Source organism: Pseudomonas sp. R2-7-07 (assembly GCF_003852355.1).
In the GTDB taxonomy this organism is placed as follows: domain Bacteria; phylum Pseudomonadota; class Gammaproteobacteria; order Pseudomonadales; family Pseudomonadaceae; genus Aquipseudomonas.
Genome location: NZ_CP027759.1, coordinates 2,070,173 through 2,085,764 on the forward strand (window position 1 = coordinate 2,070,173; position 15,592 = coordinate 2,085,764).

Annotated in this window: 14 protein-coding genes and 4 tRNA genes; 12 read left to right on the plus strand and 6 right to left on the minus strand. The window is 60.5% G+C overall.

The genetic code is table 11. The features are described from left to right. Positions 1–51: 51 nt before the first annotated feature. On the minus strand, positions 52–591 hold the full coding sequence (locus C4J86_RS09535; protein ID WP_124370201.1) for a TetR/AcrR family transcriptional regulator: 540 nt from the start codon (positions 589–591) through the stop codon (positions 52–54). A gap of 91 nt (positions 592–682) precedes the next feature. Between C4J86_RS09535 and C4J86_RS09540 the strand changes: the two genes are divergently transcribed. The 3 genes from C4J86_RS09540 to C4J86_RS09550 all read left to right on the plus strand — a co-directional run bounded on the left by C4J86_RS09540 (position 683) and on the right by C4J86_RS09550 (position 5,032). Then, complete coding sequence (locus tag C4J86_RS09540; protein WP_124370202.1) at positions 683–1,867, plus strand: MFS transporter; 1,185 nt, start codon at positions 683–685, stop codon at positions 1,865–1,867. A gap of 84 nt (positions 1,868–1,951) precedes the next feature. Further along, entirely contained in the window at positions 1,952–3,100 is a 1,149-nt protein-coding gene (locus C4J86_RS09545) for a TDT family transporter (RefSeq protein ID WP_124370203.1), read from the plus strand. Between the two features lie 57 nt (positions 3,101–3,157). Beyond that, a complete protein-coding gene (locus C4J86_RS09550; RefSeq protein ID WP_124370204.1) occupies positions 3,158–5,032 on the plus strand; it encodes an MFS transporter in 1,875 nt (624 codons plus the stop codon). Between the two features lie 106 nt (positions 5,033–5,138). Here the strand turns inward: C4J86_RS09550 and sugE are convergent, their stop codons facing one another. The 3 genes from sugE to rdgC form a co-directional block, all read right to left on the minus strand. Further along, positions 5,139–5,453 (minus strand): quaternary ammonium compound efflux SMR transporter SugE, encoded by a 315-nt coding sequence (sugE, locus tag C4J86_RS09555; protein WP_124362026.1) that lies wholly within the window; start codon positions 5,451–5,453, stop codon positions 5,139–5,141. A gap of 111 nt (positions 5,454–5,564) precedes the next feature. Beyond that, entirely contained in the window at positions 5,565–6,524 is a 960-nt protein-coding gene (locus tag C4J86_RS09560; RefSeq protein WP_124370205.1) for a bile acid:sodium symporter family protein, read from the minus strand. A gap of 147 nt (positions 6,525–6,671) precedes the next feature. After that, positions 6,672–7,592, minus strand: coding sequence for a recombination-associated protein RdgC (rdgC, locus tag C4J86_RS09565; protein ID WP_065893686.1), 921 nt, complete (start codon positions 7,590–7,592; stop codon positions 6,672–6,674). A gap of 159 nt (positions 7,593–7,751) precedes the next feature. On the opposite strand from rdgC, the gene C4J86_RS09570 reads away from it, so the two are divergent. The 9 genes from C4J86_RS09570 (at position 7,752) to C4J86_RS09610 (ending at position 13,519) form a co-directional block, all read left to right on the plus strand. Next, positions 7,752–7,827 (plus strand) — tRNA-Val (locus C4J86_RS09570). Positions 7,828–7,846: 19 nt separating this feature from the next. After that, positions 7,847–7,923 (plus strand) — tRNA-Asp (locus C4J86_RS09575). A 177-nt stretch (positions 7,924–8,100) separates the two neighbouring features. Further along, positions 8,101–8,176 (plus strand) — tRNA-Val (locus C4J86_RS09580). 19 nt (positions 8,177–8,195) lie between these two features. Beyond that, positions 8,196–8,272: transfer RNA gene (locus C4J86_RS09585), tRNA-Asp, on the plus strand. Positions 8,273–8,431: 159 nt separating this feature from the next. Continuing rightward, positions 8,432–9,343, plus strand: a complete 912-nt coding sequence (locus tag C4J86_RS09590; RefSeq protein WP_124370206.1) for a LysR family transcriptional regulator — start codon at positions 8,432–8,434, stop codon at positions 9,341–9,343. Positions 9,344–9,450: 107 nt separating this feature from the next. After that, positions 9,451–10,383, plus strand: coding sequence for a hydroxymethylglutaryl-CoA lyase (locus tag C4J86_RS09595; protein WP_124370207.1), 933 nt, complete (start codon positions 9,451–9,453; stop codon positions 10,381–10,383). Positions 10,384–10,408: 25 nt separating this feature from the next. Beyond that, positions 10,409–11,599, plus strand: coding sequence for a CaiB/BaiF CoA-transferase family protein (locus C4J86_RS09600; protein WP_124370208.1), 1,191 nt, complete (start codon positions 10,409–10,411; stop codon positions 11,597–11,599). 12 nt (positions 11,600–11,611) lie between these two features. Further along, positions 11,612–12,136: a gamma carbonic anhydrase family protein gene (locus C4J86_RS09605; protein ID WP_124370209.1), complete on the plus strand. Its 525-nt coding sequence runs from the start codon at positions 11,612–11,614 to the stop codon at positions 12,134–12,136. Between the two features lie 66 nt (positions 12,137–12,202). Beyond that, positions 12,203–13,519, plus strand: coding sequence for an MFS transporter (locus C4J86_RS09610; RefSeq protein ID WP_124370210.1), 1,317 nt, complete (start codon positions 12,203–12,205; stop codon positions 13,517–13,519). A gap of 59 nt (positions 13,520–13,578) precedes the next feature. On the opposite strand, the gene C4J86_RS09615 is transcribed toward C4J86_RS09610, so the two are convergent. Together C4J86_RS09615 and C4J86_RS09620 are read right to left on the minus strand one after the other, a co-directional pair. Next, on the minus strand, positions 13,579–14,445 hold the full coding sequence (locus C4J86_RS09615) for a GNAT family N-acetyltransferase (RefSeq protein ID WP_177413158.1): 867 nt from the start codon (positions 14,443–14,445) through the stop codon (positions 13,579–13,581). Between the two features lie 13 nt (positions 14,446–14,458). Continuing rightward, the gene (locus C4J86_RS09620) at positions 14,459–15,592 is read right to left on the minus strand and encodes a catalase family protein (RefSeq protein WP_124370211.1); all 1,134 of its coding nucleotides are present in this window, start codon (positions 15,590–15,592) and stop codon (positions 14,459–14,461) included.

The window sequence follows — 15,592 nt, forward strand, 5'->3', positions numbered from 1 at the left end:
CACCACCATCGGGGGCAAGCCCCCTCCCACATTTGGTTTTGTGTAAGGCCTTCAGACTTGCAGTGCCAGGTCGATCAGGGCATGCAGCTCTTCGACGCACAGGGGCTCTGTCGAAAACAGAATACGAAACACTGTGGGCGCCGCGAGCAGGTTGATCAAACGGTCCACGCTGGGGGCTGGCTGGTCCGGGTAACGGTCAACGATCACCTGCAACTGCCCGCTCAGAATGCTCACGCAATACCCCGGCGTCACGCTGCACTGCACGTCGCGCATCATGTTGCGCCCAGGCTCCGAACTCATTTCATCCAGATATTGTTCCGCCCAGGCTTGCAGGTCGCCGCGCAGGCTGCCGGTAGTGGCCGGCTCGCTGTCCGGGCGCATGCGCGCCAGGGCCACGTCGGCCAGCAGCGCAGAGAGGTCACCCCAGCGCCGGTAGATGGTCGAGGGCGTGACGCCTGCGCGTGTCGCAATCATCGGCACGGTGACGCTGGCGCGCTCATGGGTTTCCAGCAGTTCGCGGACGGCCGAATGCACCGATTCTTGTACCCGGGCACTACGGCCCCCCGGGCGAAGGCCTTCTTTGATTGCCATGGATAAAACCTTAACACAAAGAATTTGCTTTAAGCGCCGACGGGTAGCACACTCCGCAAAAGCAAAATATTAGCTTTAGTGGAGCGTGCCTATGCCCAGCAACCTGTCTCAACGGTCCAGCCTGACATTTCTGGTGATTACGGTACTGACCTTTCTCGCCGCCTCCAGCGCGCCGACGCCGTTGTACCAGGTGTATCAGGACAACCTGCATTTCTCCGCAGCGATGCTGACGCTGATCTTCGGCGTGTATGCCGTGAGCCTGCTGGCGGCGCTGCTGACGGTGGGATCGCTGTCGGATTACATCGGGCGCAAGCCGGTGATTTTCGTCGCGCTGCTCCTGAATATCGTGGCGATGCTGTTGTTTATCAACGCCGACAGCACCGCTTGCCTGATTGCTGCGCGGGGGCTGCAAGGCTTCGCCACGGGAACGGCGACGGCAGTGTTGAGTGCGACGCTGCTCGACACCGACCGCCTGCGCGGCCCGATGCTCAATAGCCTCGCGCCGATGCTGGGGATGGCCAGCGGCGGCCTGGGCAGCGGTTTATTGGTGGAATATGCGCCCTGGCCGACCCAGTTGATCTACTTCGCCCTGCTCGGGTTGATGGTGCTTCAGGCGCTGTATGTCTGGCGCTTGTCGGAAACTGTAAGCCGCATACCGGGTGCTTTGAAATCCCTGGCGCCGACCCTGCATGTACCGAAGCAGGCGCGCCGGGCCCTGGGCTTGGCGATGCCGTTGAATGTTGCGGTATGGGCACTGGGTGGGTTCTATTCATCCCTGGCGCCGTCCCTGGTGCGGGCAGCAACGGGTTCGACTTCGCACCTGATCGGCGGCGGACTGGTGGCCGTAATTACCTTGAGTGGCGCAGTGATGATCTACAGCCTGCGCGAGCACCCGGCGGATAAGGTCATGCGCCTGTCTGCGGTGTTGCTGGCGGCGGGCGTGGCACTGTTGCTGACGGCTGTGCAAAGCGCCAGCCTGTGGTTGTTCTTTGTCGCCAGTGTGGTGGCCGGCCTGGGTTTTGGCGGCGGGTTCATGGGCAGTGTGCGCAGTATCGTGGGGTTGGCATTGCCCCATGAGCGCGCAGGGTTGATGTCGGCGTTCTACGTGTTGAGTTACCTGGCGTTCTGCTTGCCGGCGCTGCTGGCGGGTAACTTGAGCCGGGCGTTTGGTCTGATCGCCACCACCGATGCGTACGGCGCGCTCCTGATCCTGCTGGCCCTGGGCGCTTTGGCCGGAATGCGCTTGCAGCGCTCGCTATATCTGCATAACAGATAACATATAGAGATATTACCCGTTATATAGATATTCGATCCGCTTCTATGATGGCTTCAACCTCATGCGAGGAAGAGGATTGCCATCATGACCTGCCTGACTCCCATCAGCTATAAACCCTTCAGTCACCTGGCCCGTCCCCGGGAAGTGATTCGTCAGTTCACCCCCAACTGGTTTGCCGCGACCATGGGCACCGGCGTGCTGGCGCTGGCCCTGGCGCAACTGCCGGTGGCACTGCCCGGCGTGCATGCCGTCGCCGAAGGGCTGTGGATGTTTACCATCGGCCTGTTCATCCTGTTCAGCGCGCTGTATGCCGCACGCTGGGTGATGTTTTTCCACGAGGCGCGGCGGATTTTCGCGCACTCCACGGTCTCGATGTTTTTCGGCACCATCCCCATGGGGCTGGCGACTCTACTGAATGGTTTGCTGCTGTTTGGCCTGCCACGCTGGGGCAACGCTGTGATCCCCCTGGCCGAAGCCCTGTGGTGGGTGGACGTGGCCATGGCGTTGGCCTGCGGCGTGTTGATTCCGTTCATGATGTTCACCCGCCAGGAGCACAGCATCGACCAGATGACCGCGGTGTGGCTGCTCCCGGTGGTGGCCGCCGAAGTCGCCGCCGCCAGCGGGGGCCTGCTGGCGCCGCACCTGGCGGATGCCCATGGGCAACTGGTGATGCTGGTGACCAGCTACGTACTCTGGGCGTTCTCCCTGCCGGTGGCCTTCAGCATCCTGACCATCCTGATGCTGCGCATGGCTTTGCACAAACTGCCCCACGCCAACATGGCGGCCTCGAGCTGGCTGGCGCTGGGGCCCATCGGCACCGGTGCCCTGGGCATGTTGCTGCTTGGCGGCGATGCGCCCGCGATCTTTGCCGCCAATGGCCTGCCGGGTGTCGGCGAGATGGCCAACGGGCTCGGCCTGGTGGCGGGCATCACCCTGTGGGGTTTCGGCTTGTGGTGGATGTTGCTGGCGGTGTTGATCACCCTGCGTTACCTGCGCGCCGGTATTCCGTTCAACCTGGGCTGGTGGGGCTTTACCTTTCCGCTGGGGGTTTACGCGCTGGCCACGCTCAAGCTTGCAAGCCTGCTGCACCTGGGGTTCTTCAGCGTATTGGGCAGTGGGCTGGTGGTGGCCCTGGCACTGATGTGGCTGATCGTGGCTACGCGCACGGTGCAGGGTGCCTATAAAGGCGAGCTTTTTGTTTCACCTTGCATTGCAGGGCTAGCGAATAAGTAAGCCGGATTAGGTAAAGTCGTGGCCTGATCAATAACAGGCCACGCAGGAACACGGACGATGAGCCACCCCTCACAATTCACCTTGCTGCGCACGCGGCGTTTCCTGCCGTTTTTCATCACCCAGCTCCTGGGTGCCTTCAACGACAACATCTTCAAGCAATCGCTGATCCTGGCGATTCTCTACAAGCTCACCCTCGACGGTGACCGTTCCATCTGGGTCAACCTGTGCGCCTTGCTGTTCATCCTGCCGTTCTTCCTGTTCTCGGCGCTGGCCGGCCAGTTTGGCGAGAAATTCAACAAGGACGCGTTGATCCGCGCGATCAAGCTCGGTGAGATCGTGATCATGGCGGTGGGGGCCACCGGCTTTCTGTTCGATCACCTGGAATTGATGCTGCTGGCGCTGTTCGCCATGGGCACCCACTCGGCGCTGTTCGGCCCCGTGAAGTACTCGATCATGCCCCAGGCGCTGCACGACGATGAGTTGGTCGGCGGCAACGGCCTGGTGGAAATGGGCACGTTCCTGGCGATCCTCGCTGGCACCATCGGCGCGGGCATCATGATGTCGTCCACCCATTACGCACCGGTGGTGGCTGTGGCGATTGTCGTCGTGGCGCTGCTGGGTTACCTCGCCAGCCGCAGCATTCCACGGGCGGCGGCTTCTACGCCGCAATTGCGCCTGGACTGGAACATCTTCACCCAGTCCTGGGCCACGCTGCGCATGGGCCTGGGACAGACCCCGGCGGTGTCGCGCTCGATCGTCGGCAATTCATGGTTCTGGTTCGTCGGCGCGATCTACCTAACGCAGATTCCGGCCTACGCCAAGGAATGGTTGTATGGCGACGAAACCGTGGTCACCCTGATCCTCACCGTGTTCTCGGTGGGGATCGCCCTTGGTTCGATGCTCTGTGAAAAGCTGTCCGGGCGTAAGGTGGAAATCGGCCTGGTACCGTTCGGCTCGTTCGGCCTGACGGTGTTCGGCCTGCTGCTGTGGTGGCATTCCGGCGGCTTCGCGCAGAATGTCCAGCCCAACGACTGGCTTGCGGTGCTCGGCTACGGCCAAGCCTGGTGGGTGTTGTTCGATATCCTCGGCCTGGGCGTGTTTGGTGGCTTTTACATCGTGCCGCTGTACGCGCTGATCCAGTCGCGCACCGCCGAGAATCAGCGTGCGCGCGTGATCGCCGCCAACAACATCCTCAATGCGCTGTTCATGGTGGTCTCGGCGATTGTGTCGATCCTGCTGCTGAGCGTGGCCAAGCTGTCGATCCCCGAGTTGTTCCTGGTGGTGTCGCTGCTCAACATCGCGGTCAATACCTACATCTTCAGGATCGTGCCCGAGTTCACCATGCGCTTCATGATCTGGCTGCTCAGCCATTCCATGTACCGCGTCGAGCACCGCAATTTGGAGCAGATTCCGGATGAAGGTGCGGCCTTGCTCGTTTGCAACCATGTGTCGTTTGTCGATGCGCTGCTGATTGGCGGCGCAGTGCGTCGGCCGATTCGGTTTGTCATGTACTACAAGATCTACCGCTTGCCGGTGCTCAACTTCGTCTTCCGCACCGCGGGGGCGATTCCGATTGCCGGGCGTCACGAAGACATCCAGATCTACGAAAAGGCTTTTACTCGGATCGCCGAATACTTGAAGGACGGTGAGCTGGTGTGCATCTTCCCGGAAGGCAAGTTGACCGGCGATGGCGAGATGAATGAGTTTCGCGGTGGCGTGACGCGGATTCTGGAAGAGACGCCGGTGCCGGTGATTCCGATGGCATTGCAGGGGTTGTGGGGGAGTTTTTTCAGTCGCGATCCGAACAAGGGGTTGTTCCATCGGATCTGGTCGCGGGTGGTGTTGGTGGCGGGGGCGCCTGTTCCTGTAGAGGAGGCGACACCTGCGCAGTTGCAGGCTGTGGTCGGTGTTCTGCGTGGGAGTGTCAGGTAGTTCTGTGCTGGATGTACTGGCCTCATCGGGGGCGAGCCCCCTCCCACTTTGATTTGTGAACGCATTCAAATGTGGGAGGGGGCTTGCCCCCGATGGCGGTAGTGGCCTAGGTGGAGATCTTGAGGCCAATAAGCCCGCAGATGATCAACGCCACGCTGGCCAACCGAAACAGCGCCATGGATTCCCCAAACAGGATAATCCCCGCGATCACCGTGCCCACGGCACCCACCCCGGTCCATACGGCGTAGGCGGTGCCCAGCGGCAGCTCCTTCACCGCCATCCCCAGCAGGCCAAGGCTGATGGCCATGGCGGCAATGGTCAGTGCGGTGGGCAGGGGCTTGCTGAAACCGTCGGTGTACTTCAGCCCGACAGCCCAGCCGACTTCGAACAACCCGGCAAAAAACAGAATGATCCAGGACATGATGACCTCGCTTCTTCAGGCGGGGTCGTCCCCGGATTCAACGCTCGTTGGCGTCGCGGGGTCGTCCCCGCGAAGCGCTTAGAGTGCCGAACATGCACCCCACGATCAAGTTTACGGGGGGTTCTCCAACGCGCGGCGGTCTTCCTTCTCGCTCATGCGGCGAAAGTAGGTCGAGAGCAACGCCCCGGAAATATTGTGCCAGACGCTGAACAGCGCACTGGGCACCGCCGCCAGCGGCGAGAAGTGCGCGCTCGCCAGCGCGGCGCCGAGCCCGGAGTTCTGCATGCCCACTTCCAGCGCCAGTGACTTGCGTTGGGCCAAGGGCAATTTGAATAGGCGCCCGGTGAAGTAACCGAGCAAATAGCCGAAGCTGTTGTGCAGCATCACCACCGCCATGATCAACAGGCCCGACTCGGCAATCTTCGCCTGGCTGGCGGCAACCACCGCGGCGACGATGATCACGATGCTGACCACCGAGACCAGCGGCAACACCTCGACCGCATGCCGTACCCGACTCCCCAGCAGCCGCTGCGCGACCACCCCGAGCACGATAGGCAGCAGCACCACTTGCAGGATCGACCAGAACAATTCCATGAATGACACCGGCAGCCAGGCCGAGGCCAGCAACCAGATCAACGCCGGCGTGAGCAGCGGGGCGAGGAGGGTGGTGACGGCGGCAATGGCCACCGACAGCGCCAGGTCGCCACGGGCCAGCCAGGTCATCACGTTGGATGAAGTGCCGCTCGGGCAGCAGCCGACCAGAATCACCCCGACGGCAATTTCCGGCGGCAGGTGAAAGACCTGGCACAACAGCCACGCCACGCCTGGCATGATCACAAAGTGCGCGACCACGCCGAGGGCGACGCGCCACGGATGGCGGGCCACCTCAGCGAAGTCTTCAAGTTTCAAGGTCAGGCCCATGCCGAACATCACCAGGCCCAGCAACGGCACAATGGCGCTTTTCAGGCCGATGAACCACGCGGGTTCGAGGAAGGCGAGCACCGCAAAAATCAGCACCCAGTAGGCGAAGGTATTGCCGACGAAGCGGCTCAGGGCGGCGAGTGCGCGCATGGGGTAGTCCTTGTTATAGAAATTTGTAAATGCGGTCGAATGTGGGAGGGGGCTTGCTCCCGATGGCGATGGTTCAGTCAAAGATACGTTGGCTGACACTCTGCCATCGGGAGCAAGCCCCCTCCCACATTTCGCTCTTCACCCGGCTTAGATACCTTGTGGCGTCTCTTCACCGCCCAGTGCTTCGATCAGCGCTGGCAGGAACTCGCCGAAGGTCAGCATCATCAGGGTAAAGCTGGCATCCAGTTGGCCCAGGGCTTCGTCGCCGCCGTCCTGTTCGGCCTGGTCCTGCAGCAGGTCTTCGAACTTCAGGCGCTTGACGGTCATTTTGTCGTCGAGCATGAAGGACAGCTTGTCCTGCCAGGCCAGGGACAATTGGGTCACGACTTTACCGGTGGTCAGGTGCAGCTGGATTTCTTCGCCGGTCAGGTCCTGGCGCTTGCAGCGCACGATGCCGCCGTCTTCGTGGGTGTCGCGCAGTTCGCATTCGTCGAGCACGAAGAAGTCGGCGGCGGGTTTCTGGGTGGTGACCCAGTCGGTCATGATCGCCGTCGGTGCGGTTTTCACGGTCAGTGGGCGAACGGGCAGGGTGCCGATCACTTCGCGCAAGGTAGAAAGCAAGTCTTCGGCGCGTTTCGGGCTGGCCGAGTTCACCAGGATCAGGCCCTGTTTCGGCGCGATGGCGGCGAAGGTCGACGAGCGACGAATAAAGGCGCGCGGCAGGAACGCCTGGATGATTTCATCCTTGATCTGGTCGCGTTCCTTTTTATAGACCTTGCGCATTTGCTCGGCCTCGATTTCCTCGACCTTCTCTTTAACCGCATCGCGCACCACGCTGCCCGGCAGGATGCGTTCTTCCTTGCGTGCGGCGATCAGCAGGAAGTCGCCGCTGACGTGCACCAGGGGCGCGTCTTCACCTTTACCGAAAGGCGCGACGAAACCGTAAGTCGTCAACTCCTGGCTTGCGCACGGACGCGCCAGTTTGGTGGCCATGGCCGCTTCCAACGCCTCGGCATCAACGGGCAGATCTTGGGTCAGGCGATAGATAAGCAGGTTCTTGAACCACATGGGGTGAGTCTCTCCTCTATACAAAGGGGGGCATTATTCTCTTGATCACGCCCCAGGCCAACCCTGCGTAAGCCATTGGAAGGGCTGAAAAAAAAGATTTAAGAAAGTGCTTGCCAGACCTGGGGTCGCTCCGTAGAATGCGCGCCACACCGAAACGAAGGGTGATTAGCTCAGCTGGGAGAGCATCTGCCTTACAAGCAGAGGGTCGGCGGTTCGATCCCGTCATCACCCACCATTCGCTTCATGTGTTACGCGCAGCGGTAGTTCAGTCGGTTAGAATACCGGCCTGTCACGCCGGGGGTCGCGGGTTCGAGTCCCGTCCGCTGCGCCATATTCGGTAACCTGGAACGCTGAACGCCAGGTCGCCACAAGAAGCCCGCTCATTGAGCGGGCTTTTTATTGTGCGAAATATGGCAAAAAGTCGTGCGGTAAACTTTTTTTGAATAAAGTGCATTTAAATCAAGACATTACGATTTTTTGATGTATGATGCGCCCACACCGAAACGAAGGGTGATTAGCTCAGCTGGGAGAGCATCTGCCTTACAAGCAGAGGGTCGGCGGTTCGATCCCGTCATCACCCACCATTCGCTTCATGTGTTACGCGCAGCGGTAGTTCAGTCGGTTAGAATACCGGCCTGTCACGCCGGGGGTCGCGGGTTCGAGTCCCGTCCGCTGCGCCATATTCGGCAACCTGGAACGCTGAACGCCAGGTCGCCACAAGAAGCCCGCTCATTGAGCGGGCTTTTTTTCGTCTGCACAATTTCGCTGCAATTGCATCCCCAACCACGGTTTTTAATAAGACACTTAAGCTGTGTCGTTAGAACAACGGGAGGGGCGTCATGCAGCACCTGGATCACTTATCCTTGCACTTGTTCATTCTGGTCTGTGAAGAGGGCACGATTGCACGCGCCAGCGAGCGGGCATTCATTGCGCCGTCGGCGGTCAGTAAACGTATTTCCGATATTGAGGCGCGGTTTGGTACGCCGCTGCTGAACCGCAGCAAGCGCGGGGTCGAACCGACGCCGGCGGGGTTGGCGCTACTTCGGCACGCTCGGTCCCTGACGCGGGCCATGGAGCGGCTCGATAGCGAGCTTAGCGAATACGCTGAAGGCGCCCGAGGACATGTGCGGGTATTGGCAAACATCTCATCAATCATGGAGTTCCTGCCCGAAGAACTGTCGGACTTCATGATCGAGCATCCAAGAATCCAGGCAGACATCGAAGAGCGTTTCAGTCCCGACGTGGTGCGCGGGGTAGCCGAAGGCAATGCCGATTTAGGTATTTGTCGACGATCAATGGCCGTGGGCGATCTGGAATTTCTGCCCTATCGCCGGGATCACCTGGCGGTCGTCGTAGGGGCGAACCATGCCCTGGCCGGTCGTACCCATATTGCGTTCGCAGAGACCCTGGCCTTTGATCACTTGGGGCTGTCGGCTTTCGCCACGTTGAATAACTTCATGCGCAGTGAAGCGACGAAGGAGGGCCACGAGCTGCGGTTTCGCTCCTATGTGTCGTCATTTGACGCAGCTTTTCGGCTGGTGCAATTCGGCTTGGGACTTGCCGTATTCCCCCTGGAAGCAGTGGAGCGGTATGCGCGGTTGTTTGACTTGCGGATCATCCCGCTGACCGACGATTGGGCATTGGGTGAGTTTGTTATCTGTGTCCGTGATCGGGATGCACTTTCGCTGTCGGCCCGGCGATTGCTGGATCATCTGCTTTTGCGCGCGACGTCGCTTGCGTCCCGCACCTGACTGTATCCGTCGCCGTTGGCGATGGATCACCGCGTAAATGACGTCTTTTTGCTGACTCCCTGGCTCTCTAATCTGAAGGTGCGCTTCAGCCTGTGAGAGCTTTTTTCATGACAAAAAAAATAACAATCAACGAAGTCGGCATGCGTGATGGTTTGCAAAGCCTTCAAGCCACTATGCCGACATCTGCCAAACGACAATGGATTGATGCCGCCTATGCCGCAGGTGTGCGGTACATGGAGGTCGCGTCCTTTGTTCCCGCCAAACTGTTGCCGCAGATGGCCGATGCCAAAGAAGTCGTCGCCCATGCCTTGAGTTTTCCGGATCTGGTTGTCACGGTCCTGGCGCCTAACCTGCGCGGCTGTCGCGATGCGCTGGAATCCGGCGCGCACCGTATCATTGCGCCCGTGTCCGTCAGCGCAGCCCATAGCCTGGCCAATGTGCGCCGTACTCCGTTGGAAATGGTCGAAGAGCTGGCGCGAATGTGCCAGCTGCGTACTGAATCCGGCTTGCACAACGTTCAAGTGATCGCCGGCATGTCCGTGGCCTTCGGCTGTACCCGCCAAGGTGATGTGCCATTGAGCGATCTCTGCGCGTTGACCGGGCATGTGCTGCAAGCCGGCTGCGATCTGGTGTCCCTGGGAGACACCACGGGCTACGCCAATCCTGGCCAAGTGGCGACCACCTTGCAGGCGGTTCGCGCCATCGCAGGTGACAAGCTCAGGGCCGCGCACTTCCACGACACTCGAGGCCTGGCGCTTGCCAATAGCCTGGTTGCCGTTCAGCAAGGTATCACCGAGCTCGACTCGTCACTGGCCGGGTTGGGCGGTTGTCCGTTTGCACCAGGTGCATCCGGCAATACGGTTACAGAAGACTTGGTGTTCATGCTGCAGAGCATGGGCTACGAGACGGGCATCGACCTGGCAGCCCTGATCGCTTCCCGCCACGTGCTCAGCGAAGCACTGCCGCACGAGACGCTCTACGGCTGCATTGCACGAGCTGGCCTGCCACTCAATTACGCATCAGTCGCCGGTCGCGTCTGAACCTGCCCGATCAAGGAGAACCCTAATGTCCAGGCTTCCATTGGACGGCATTCGTGTCGTTGAAATTTCTCACATGGTGATGGGCCCGACCTGCGGAATGATCCTGGGTGACCTCGGTGCCGAGGTGATCAAGATTGAACCGATCCGTGGCGACGGTACACGCCGTCTGCTGGGCGCCGGTGCCGGTTTTTTTCGCACGTTCAACCGTAACAAACAGTGCATCGCCATCGACGTCAATACTCAACAAGGACGAGATGCGGTACTGGAGCTGATCGATACCGCTGATGTATTCATCGAGAATTTCAAGCCAGGCCGCATGAGCGAACTCGGCTTCGGTTACGCAGCGATTCGAGCGCGTAACCCGCGCATTATCTACGCCTCGCACAAAGGCTTTCTCAACGGCCCCTACGACAATCGCCTGGCCCTGGATGAAGTTGTGCAAATGATGGCAGGCCTGGCCTATATGACCGGCCCGGTAGGCAGGCCTCTGCGTGCCGGCAGTTCGGTGAACGACATCATGGGCGGCATGTTCGGTGCTATCGGTGTGCTTGCTGCGCTCAACGATCGTCATGTCACCGGCGTCGGTCGTGAGGTGCAAAGCGCGCTTTACGAAAACTGCGTATTGCTCGCTGCTCAGCATATGCAGCAATACGCCGTGACCGGCCAAGCGGCTGCACCGATGCCAAACCGTATCAGTGCATGGGCCATTTACGATGTATTCGAGTTTGCCAATGGGGAGCAGATGTTCGTCGCCGCCACGGGTGAGGGTCAGTGGACCGCCCTGTGTCAATTGCTCGGCCAGACCGCATTGCTGGACGACCAGACCCTTGCTACCAACAATGATCGCGTGCTGCAGCGGCCACGTCTGCTGGCTCACTTGGCTGAAGTCTTTGCCAGCATGGACGCTCAAGCGCTGGCCCTGGAACTTGAGGCCAACAGTATTCCGTTTGCTCCGATTCGACGGCCCGAGGAACTGTTCGAGGATCCTCATCTGCTGCACAGCGGTGGCCTGGCAAATCTTGAACTTGAAGACGGATCGTTCACCGCCATGCCACTGCTGCCGTTGTCCCTGGATGGTGAGCGACTGCAACCCCGTCGATCTATCCCACGCATCGGCGAGCACACCCACAACGTCATGCGTGAACTGGGCTACAGCGACGAACACATTGCCGAGCTGTGTGCCGCCGGTGTCCTGAAAACCGACGCTCAGCCTTGAGGAAGAACTGCCATGGCTATTTATCAATACGACACCCTTATTCCTGTCATTCACGCCGAAACTTTCATCGCGCAAGACGCTACCGTCATCGGCAATGTCACGCTGGCGCAGGGCGTCAGTGTCTGGCCGCAGGCTGTTCTGCGGGGTGACAACGAGCCGATTCACATCGGTCAGCACAGCAATGTGCAGGAGGGGGCGGTGCTGCATGCCGATCCGGGATTTGCGCTGACGGTGGGCGAGGGCGTCACTATCGGCCACCAGGCCATGTTGCACGGTTGCACCATCGGCGACGGAGCGCTGATCGGGATTCAGGCTGTTGTGCTAAATGGCGCGGTCATCGGCAGCAATTGCCTGGTCGGTGCCGGGGCGGTTGTCACCGAAGGCAAGGTGTTCCCGGACAACTCACTTATTCTCGGCGCACCTGCCAAAGTCGTGCGCGAACTGACACCTGAAGCAATTGCCGGCATGCATCGAAACGCCGCCGACTATGTCGTCAAAGGTCAGGCTTACAAGGCCAAACTTATTCTGATCGGCTGAACCCATTGAGCAGGGTTCCTCAAGAGCCCTGCCTCTCTCCAATAATTACAACAATGGAGAAACATCATGGTTGCCATGACTGGCGAGATCGCGCTTGCGCGCAACGCAGAAACGATCAACGAGCTGCTGCTCTATCGGCGTGTGGCCTGGCGAATCATGCCGCTGGCCATTATCTGCTTTCTCTTTTCCTATTTTGACCGGATCAACATCAGCTTCGCTAAGACCCAGATGCAGCAAGAGTTGGGTTTGTCCGACGCGGCGTACGGCCTGGCCGCAAGCATGTTCTTTTTCGGCTATGTACTATTTGAAGTCCCCAGCAGCCTGGGGCTCAAGCGCTATGGCGCGCCTGCCTGGATCTGCCGAATCATGATCTCCTGGGGGCTGGCAACGGCGGCGTTAATGTTCGCCTACACGCAATACACCCTGTACTTCCTGCGTTTTCTGATCGGCGTCATGGAAGCCGGTTTTGGCCCGGCGATCCTGTTCTACCTGGCGTGCTGGTTTCCCAAGAAGCACCTGGCGAAGATGAATGGCCTCTGGTTCCTCGCCGTACCCCTGGCAGGCGCGGTCGGGGGGCCAGCGGCGGGAATTCTGTTGGGCACAATGGACGGCGTGTTCGGTCTGGCTGGCTGGCACTGGCTGTTCCTGATGTCCGGACTGCCCTGTGTGGTGCTCGGCCTGCTAGTGCTGTGGAAGCTGGACCGAGACATCGAATCGGCCAAATGGTTAAGCCGTAGCGAGAAGGATCTGCTGGCGGCGAACCTGGCGCATGACAAAGTCAACGATAAGCCGGTATTGGGGTCCTTGTGGCGTGTGTTGCTGACCCGGGAAGTCGCGATCATGGCGTTCATCTACTTTGTGATCAAGACAGCTTCTTATGGCCTCAATTTCTGGATGCCGCACCTGATCAAGTCGTCCGGTGTACAGAGTCTATTCTGGATAGGGATGCTTTCGGCGCTGCCTTACATCGTGGCCTGTATCGGCATGATATGGCTGACCCGGCGTTCCGATCGTACGGGTGAGCGCAAGACTTACCTTGTTCTGTGCCTGGCGGCGGCAGCCGTCGGCTATCTGTTGGCTTGCCTGTTCTCGGATTCATCCTGGGCCATGATGGCAGCGCTCGTACTCGCTACTGCGGGTACCTTTATTGCGATCCCGATTTTCTGGACCATCCCGCAATCGACCTTTTCGGGACTGGCGATCGCCACGGGGACTGCGGCGATCAACTCCATCGGTCAACTGAGCGGTATGGTTGCCCCGGTGATGGTGGGGAAAATCAACGATCTGACCGGCTCTACCTACATGGGCATGCTCTCCATCGCACCGCTGATTCTGGTCGCGGGTTTCGTGGTCATGCGTTACGTCAAGAATCCCGGGGCCTGACCCCGTTATTCAACCCGGCAAGGGCTAATCTGCTGAATCCGCCCGGCAGGCTTTGTGCCTCAGCCGATCGCCTGGGTCACCAGCGCAAACTCGGTGACCCCGGCGCTTGATCGGGGCGGCACACCGCGCACCATCCGTGGCGAGTTATCCACGCAGGGCAGCCCCAGGTTTTCCAGCCAGTCGGCCAACCCGCATGCGGTGGGAATATCCAAACGCACGAACGCACCCGGGATCAACCGAAGAAGTTGAGTGATCAAGTGTCGGGCCTGCTCCGGGTGTTGCGCGACGACGGGGCCAATGAGGTGGCCGCGACCAAACTGGCGGAGCAGGGCGCACCCTTGCAGGTGCCCCTCTACCTCGATGCCCACCACGTGCTCGGCCGTCGGCAGCAGGTCGTTGAGTACACCGGTGCGGTCCAGGCCGCTGGCGGCATTGGCCAGTTCGATTACCTTTGGGTAGTCGGCCCGGTTCAGTACGCGACAGTGCGCGTGGCGGGTCTCGGGTAGGGGCTCCGGCGTCTGCGGCATGCCCTGATGTTGCTGAATCCGTGCAAATTCAACGAACCCCATGCTGGCGTACAGCGGCGCGCCTGACTCGGTGGCATTGAGGATCGGCGTGCGCGGGCCCACGCTGTCCAGGCACAGATTCATCAGGCGACGCCCGATGCCTTTGCGCTGGTGCTGATGACTGACGATCACCAGGCCGATGGACGAATAAGCCCCCTGATGGCAGGCGAATGCGACGCCTGCCAAGACACCGTCCTGTTCGGCGACGAAGCCTTCGGATGTGCGCTGCACCATCGCCCAGTCTTCCTCGCGGTGCGGCCATTTGAGGTGCACGGACAGTGCGTGGGCGGCGGGCATGTCGGCGGCGGTTGCCGGGCGATACAGGTAAGCGCAATTCACATCGGTTTCCTCTGCTGGCATGCAGGCACCGAGCCTACGGTGCGTTGCGGCTGTGGCGATAATCGCTGACGGCCTCGTACACCGCCTTGCGCAGCCGGTTGATGCCGCCGATGGGGCGGTGTTCTTCCACGCCGAACCAGGGGTTGAATGACTGGTTGTCACAGGCGAGATTCAGCGCAGGCGTGTCGAAGTCCTGCGCCGGAACCCGCACCTTGGCCACGGTTTCAAAAGGTGCGTCGCTTTCCTTCCATTCGATGCTGGTGTCTTCGATGGGCATGAATGTCTGCGGGTTCTGTCGCTGGATCTGTAACACGAAGCACGCCGGTACGCGGTCGGTGGAGAGCTGCTGGTTCAGGGCGCTGCGCAGGAAGTTCGGCAGGTCCTGGTTCTGTTTGGGCAACGTATATTCCGGGCAGCTTTGCGGGTCGGGGGCGACGCGGAACTTGGCGTTGGCCGCACCGAACTTGTAAGGCGAAACCGAAAAGTAGGTGGTCTGCGTCGGGCTGGCCGGGGCGGGGGCGAGGGTTGCCAGGGCGATGAACAGATGGCGTATCTGCCAGGTGCGTGGGTCGGCCTTGGGGAAGAACGCCAGCACTTTCTTGCCATCCGCCTGGGCCCCGATGTTCTGCGCATATTCGGCCACGTCGCTGACAAAGAAGTTCGGGTGGCTGAACATCACGAAGTCCTGTTCCGTGCGCGCTTGCTGATCGGCCATCAGCTGTTTGCCCGGTACATCCAGCAGTTTGATGGCCATGCCGCGGGCATCGCGGATGCTGTCGAATTGCGGGTACGCGTTGCCGTTGGACAAGCGCATCGTCGCATGCCAGGTCTTGCCCGGCTCGGCGAATACACCCTGGCGCAAGGCCGGGTCGAGGTCGGCCAGCACGCTGACTTCGGCTTTCACACAGCCGTGGGCCTTGGCATGGGCATCGCGCAGGTAGCGCGTGCCTTCGCGGTGCTGGTCGACGATGCGTACCGCCGTCTGAATGATGCCCTGGGTCATGGCGGCTTCACCTGGAGGGATCTGTTCGTCCGGCGACACCGGGCCGCTGTGCTGCCAGGCGAACCACAGGCTCGCGGCCAGCCATACCAGCAAGCCCAGGCCCACCAGCCACAGCAGTGTTTTGCCAACGAAGGCGCCGAGACGCAGCCAGATACGCGCGAGCAT

Excerpts from the sequence above, each read along its gene's own strand:
- sugE (WP_124362026.1), bottom strand. The coding sequence starts at position 5,453 with ATGTCCTGGATCATTCTGTTTTTTGCCGGGTTGTTCGAAGTCGGCTGG.
- C4J86_RS09590 (WP_124370206.1), top strand. The coding sequence starts at position 8,432 with ATGCAGCACCTGGATCACTTATCCTTGCACTTGTTCATTCTGGTCTGT.
- C4J86_RS09605 (WP_124370209.1), top strand. The coding sequence starts at position 11,612 with ATGGCTATTTATCAATACGACACCCTTATTCCTGTCATTCACGCCGAA.
- C4J86_RS09545 (WP_124370203.1), top strand. The coding sequence starts at position 1,952 with ATGACCTGCCTGACTCCCATCAGCTATAAACCCTTCAGTCACCTGGCC.
- C4J86_RS09610 (WP_124370210.1), top strand. The coding sequence starts at position 12,203 with ATGGTTGCCATGACTGGCGAGATCGCGCTTGCGCGCAACGCAGAAACG.
- C4J86_RS09550 (WP_124370204.1), top strand. The coding sequence starts at position 3,158 with ATGAGCCACCCCTCACAATTCACCTTGCTGCGCACGCGGCGTTTCCTG.
- C4J86_RS09620 (WP_124370211.1), bottom strand. The coding sequence starts at position 15,592 with ATGCTCGCGCGTATCTGGCTGCGTCTCGGCGCCTTCGTTGGCAAAACA.
- C4J86_RS09595 (WP_124370207.1), top strand. The coding sequence starts at position 9,451 with ATGACAAAAAAAATAACAATCAACGAAGTCGGCATGCGTGATGGTTTG.
- C4J86_RS09600 (WP_124370208.1), top strand. The coding sequence starts at position 10,409 with ATGTCCAGGCTTCCATTGGACGGCATTCGTGTCGTTGAAATTTCTCAC.
- C4J86_RS09560 (WP_124370205.1), bottom strand. The coding sequence starts at position 6,524 with ATGCGCGCACTCGCCGCCCTGAGCCGCTTCGTCGGCAATACCTTCGCC.
- C4J86_RS09615 (WP_177413158.1), bottom strand. The coding sequence starts at position 14,445 with ATGCCAGCAGAGGAAACCGATGTGAATTGCGCTTACCTGTATCGCCCG.
- C4J86_RS09535 (WP_124370201.1), bottom strand. The coding sequence starts at position 591 with ATGGCAATCAAAGAAGGCCTTCGCCCGGGGGGCCGTAGTGCCCGGGTA.
- C4J86_RS09540 (WP_124370202.1), top strand. The coding sequence starts at position 683 with ATGCCCAGCAACCTGTCTCAACGGTCCAGCCTGACATTTCTGGTGATT.
- rdgC (WP_065893686.1), bottom strand. The coding sequence starts at position 7,592 with ATGTGGTTCAAGAACCTGCTTATCTATCGCCTGACCCAAGATCTGCCC.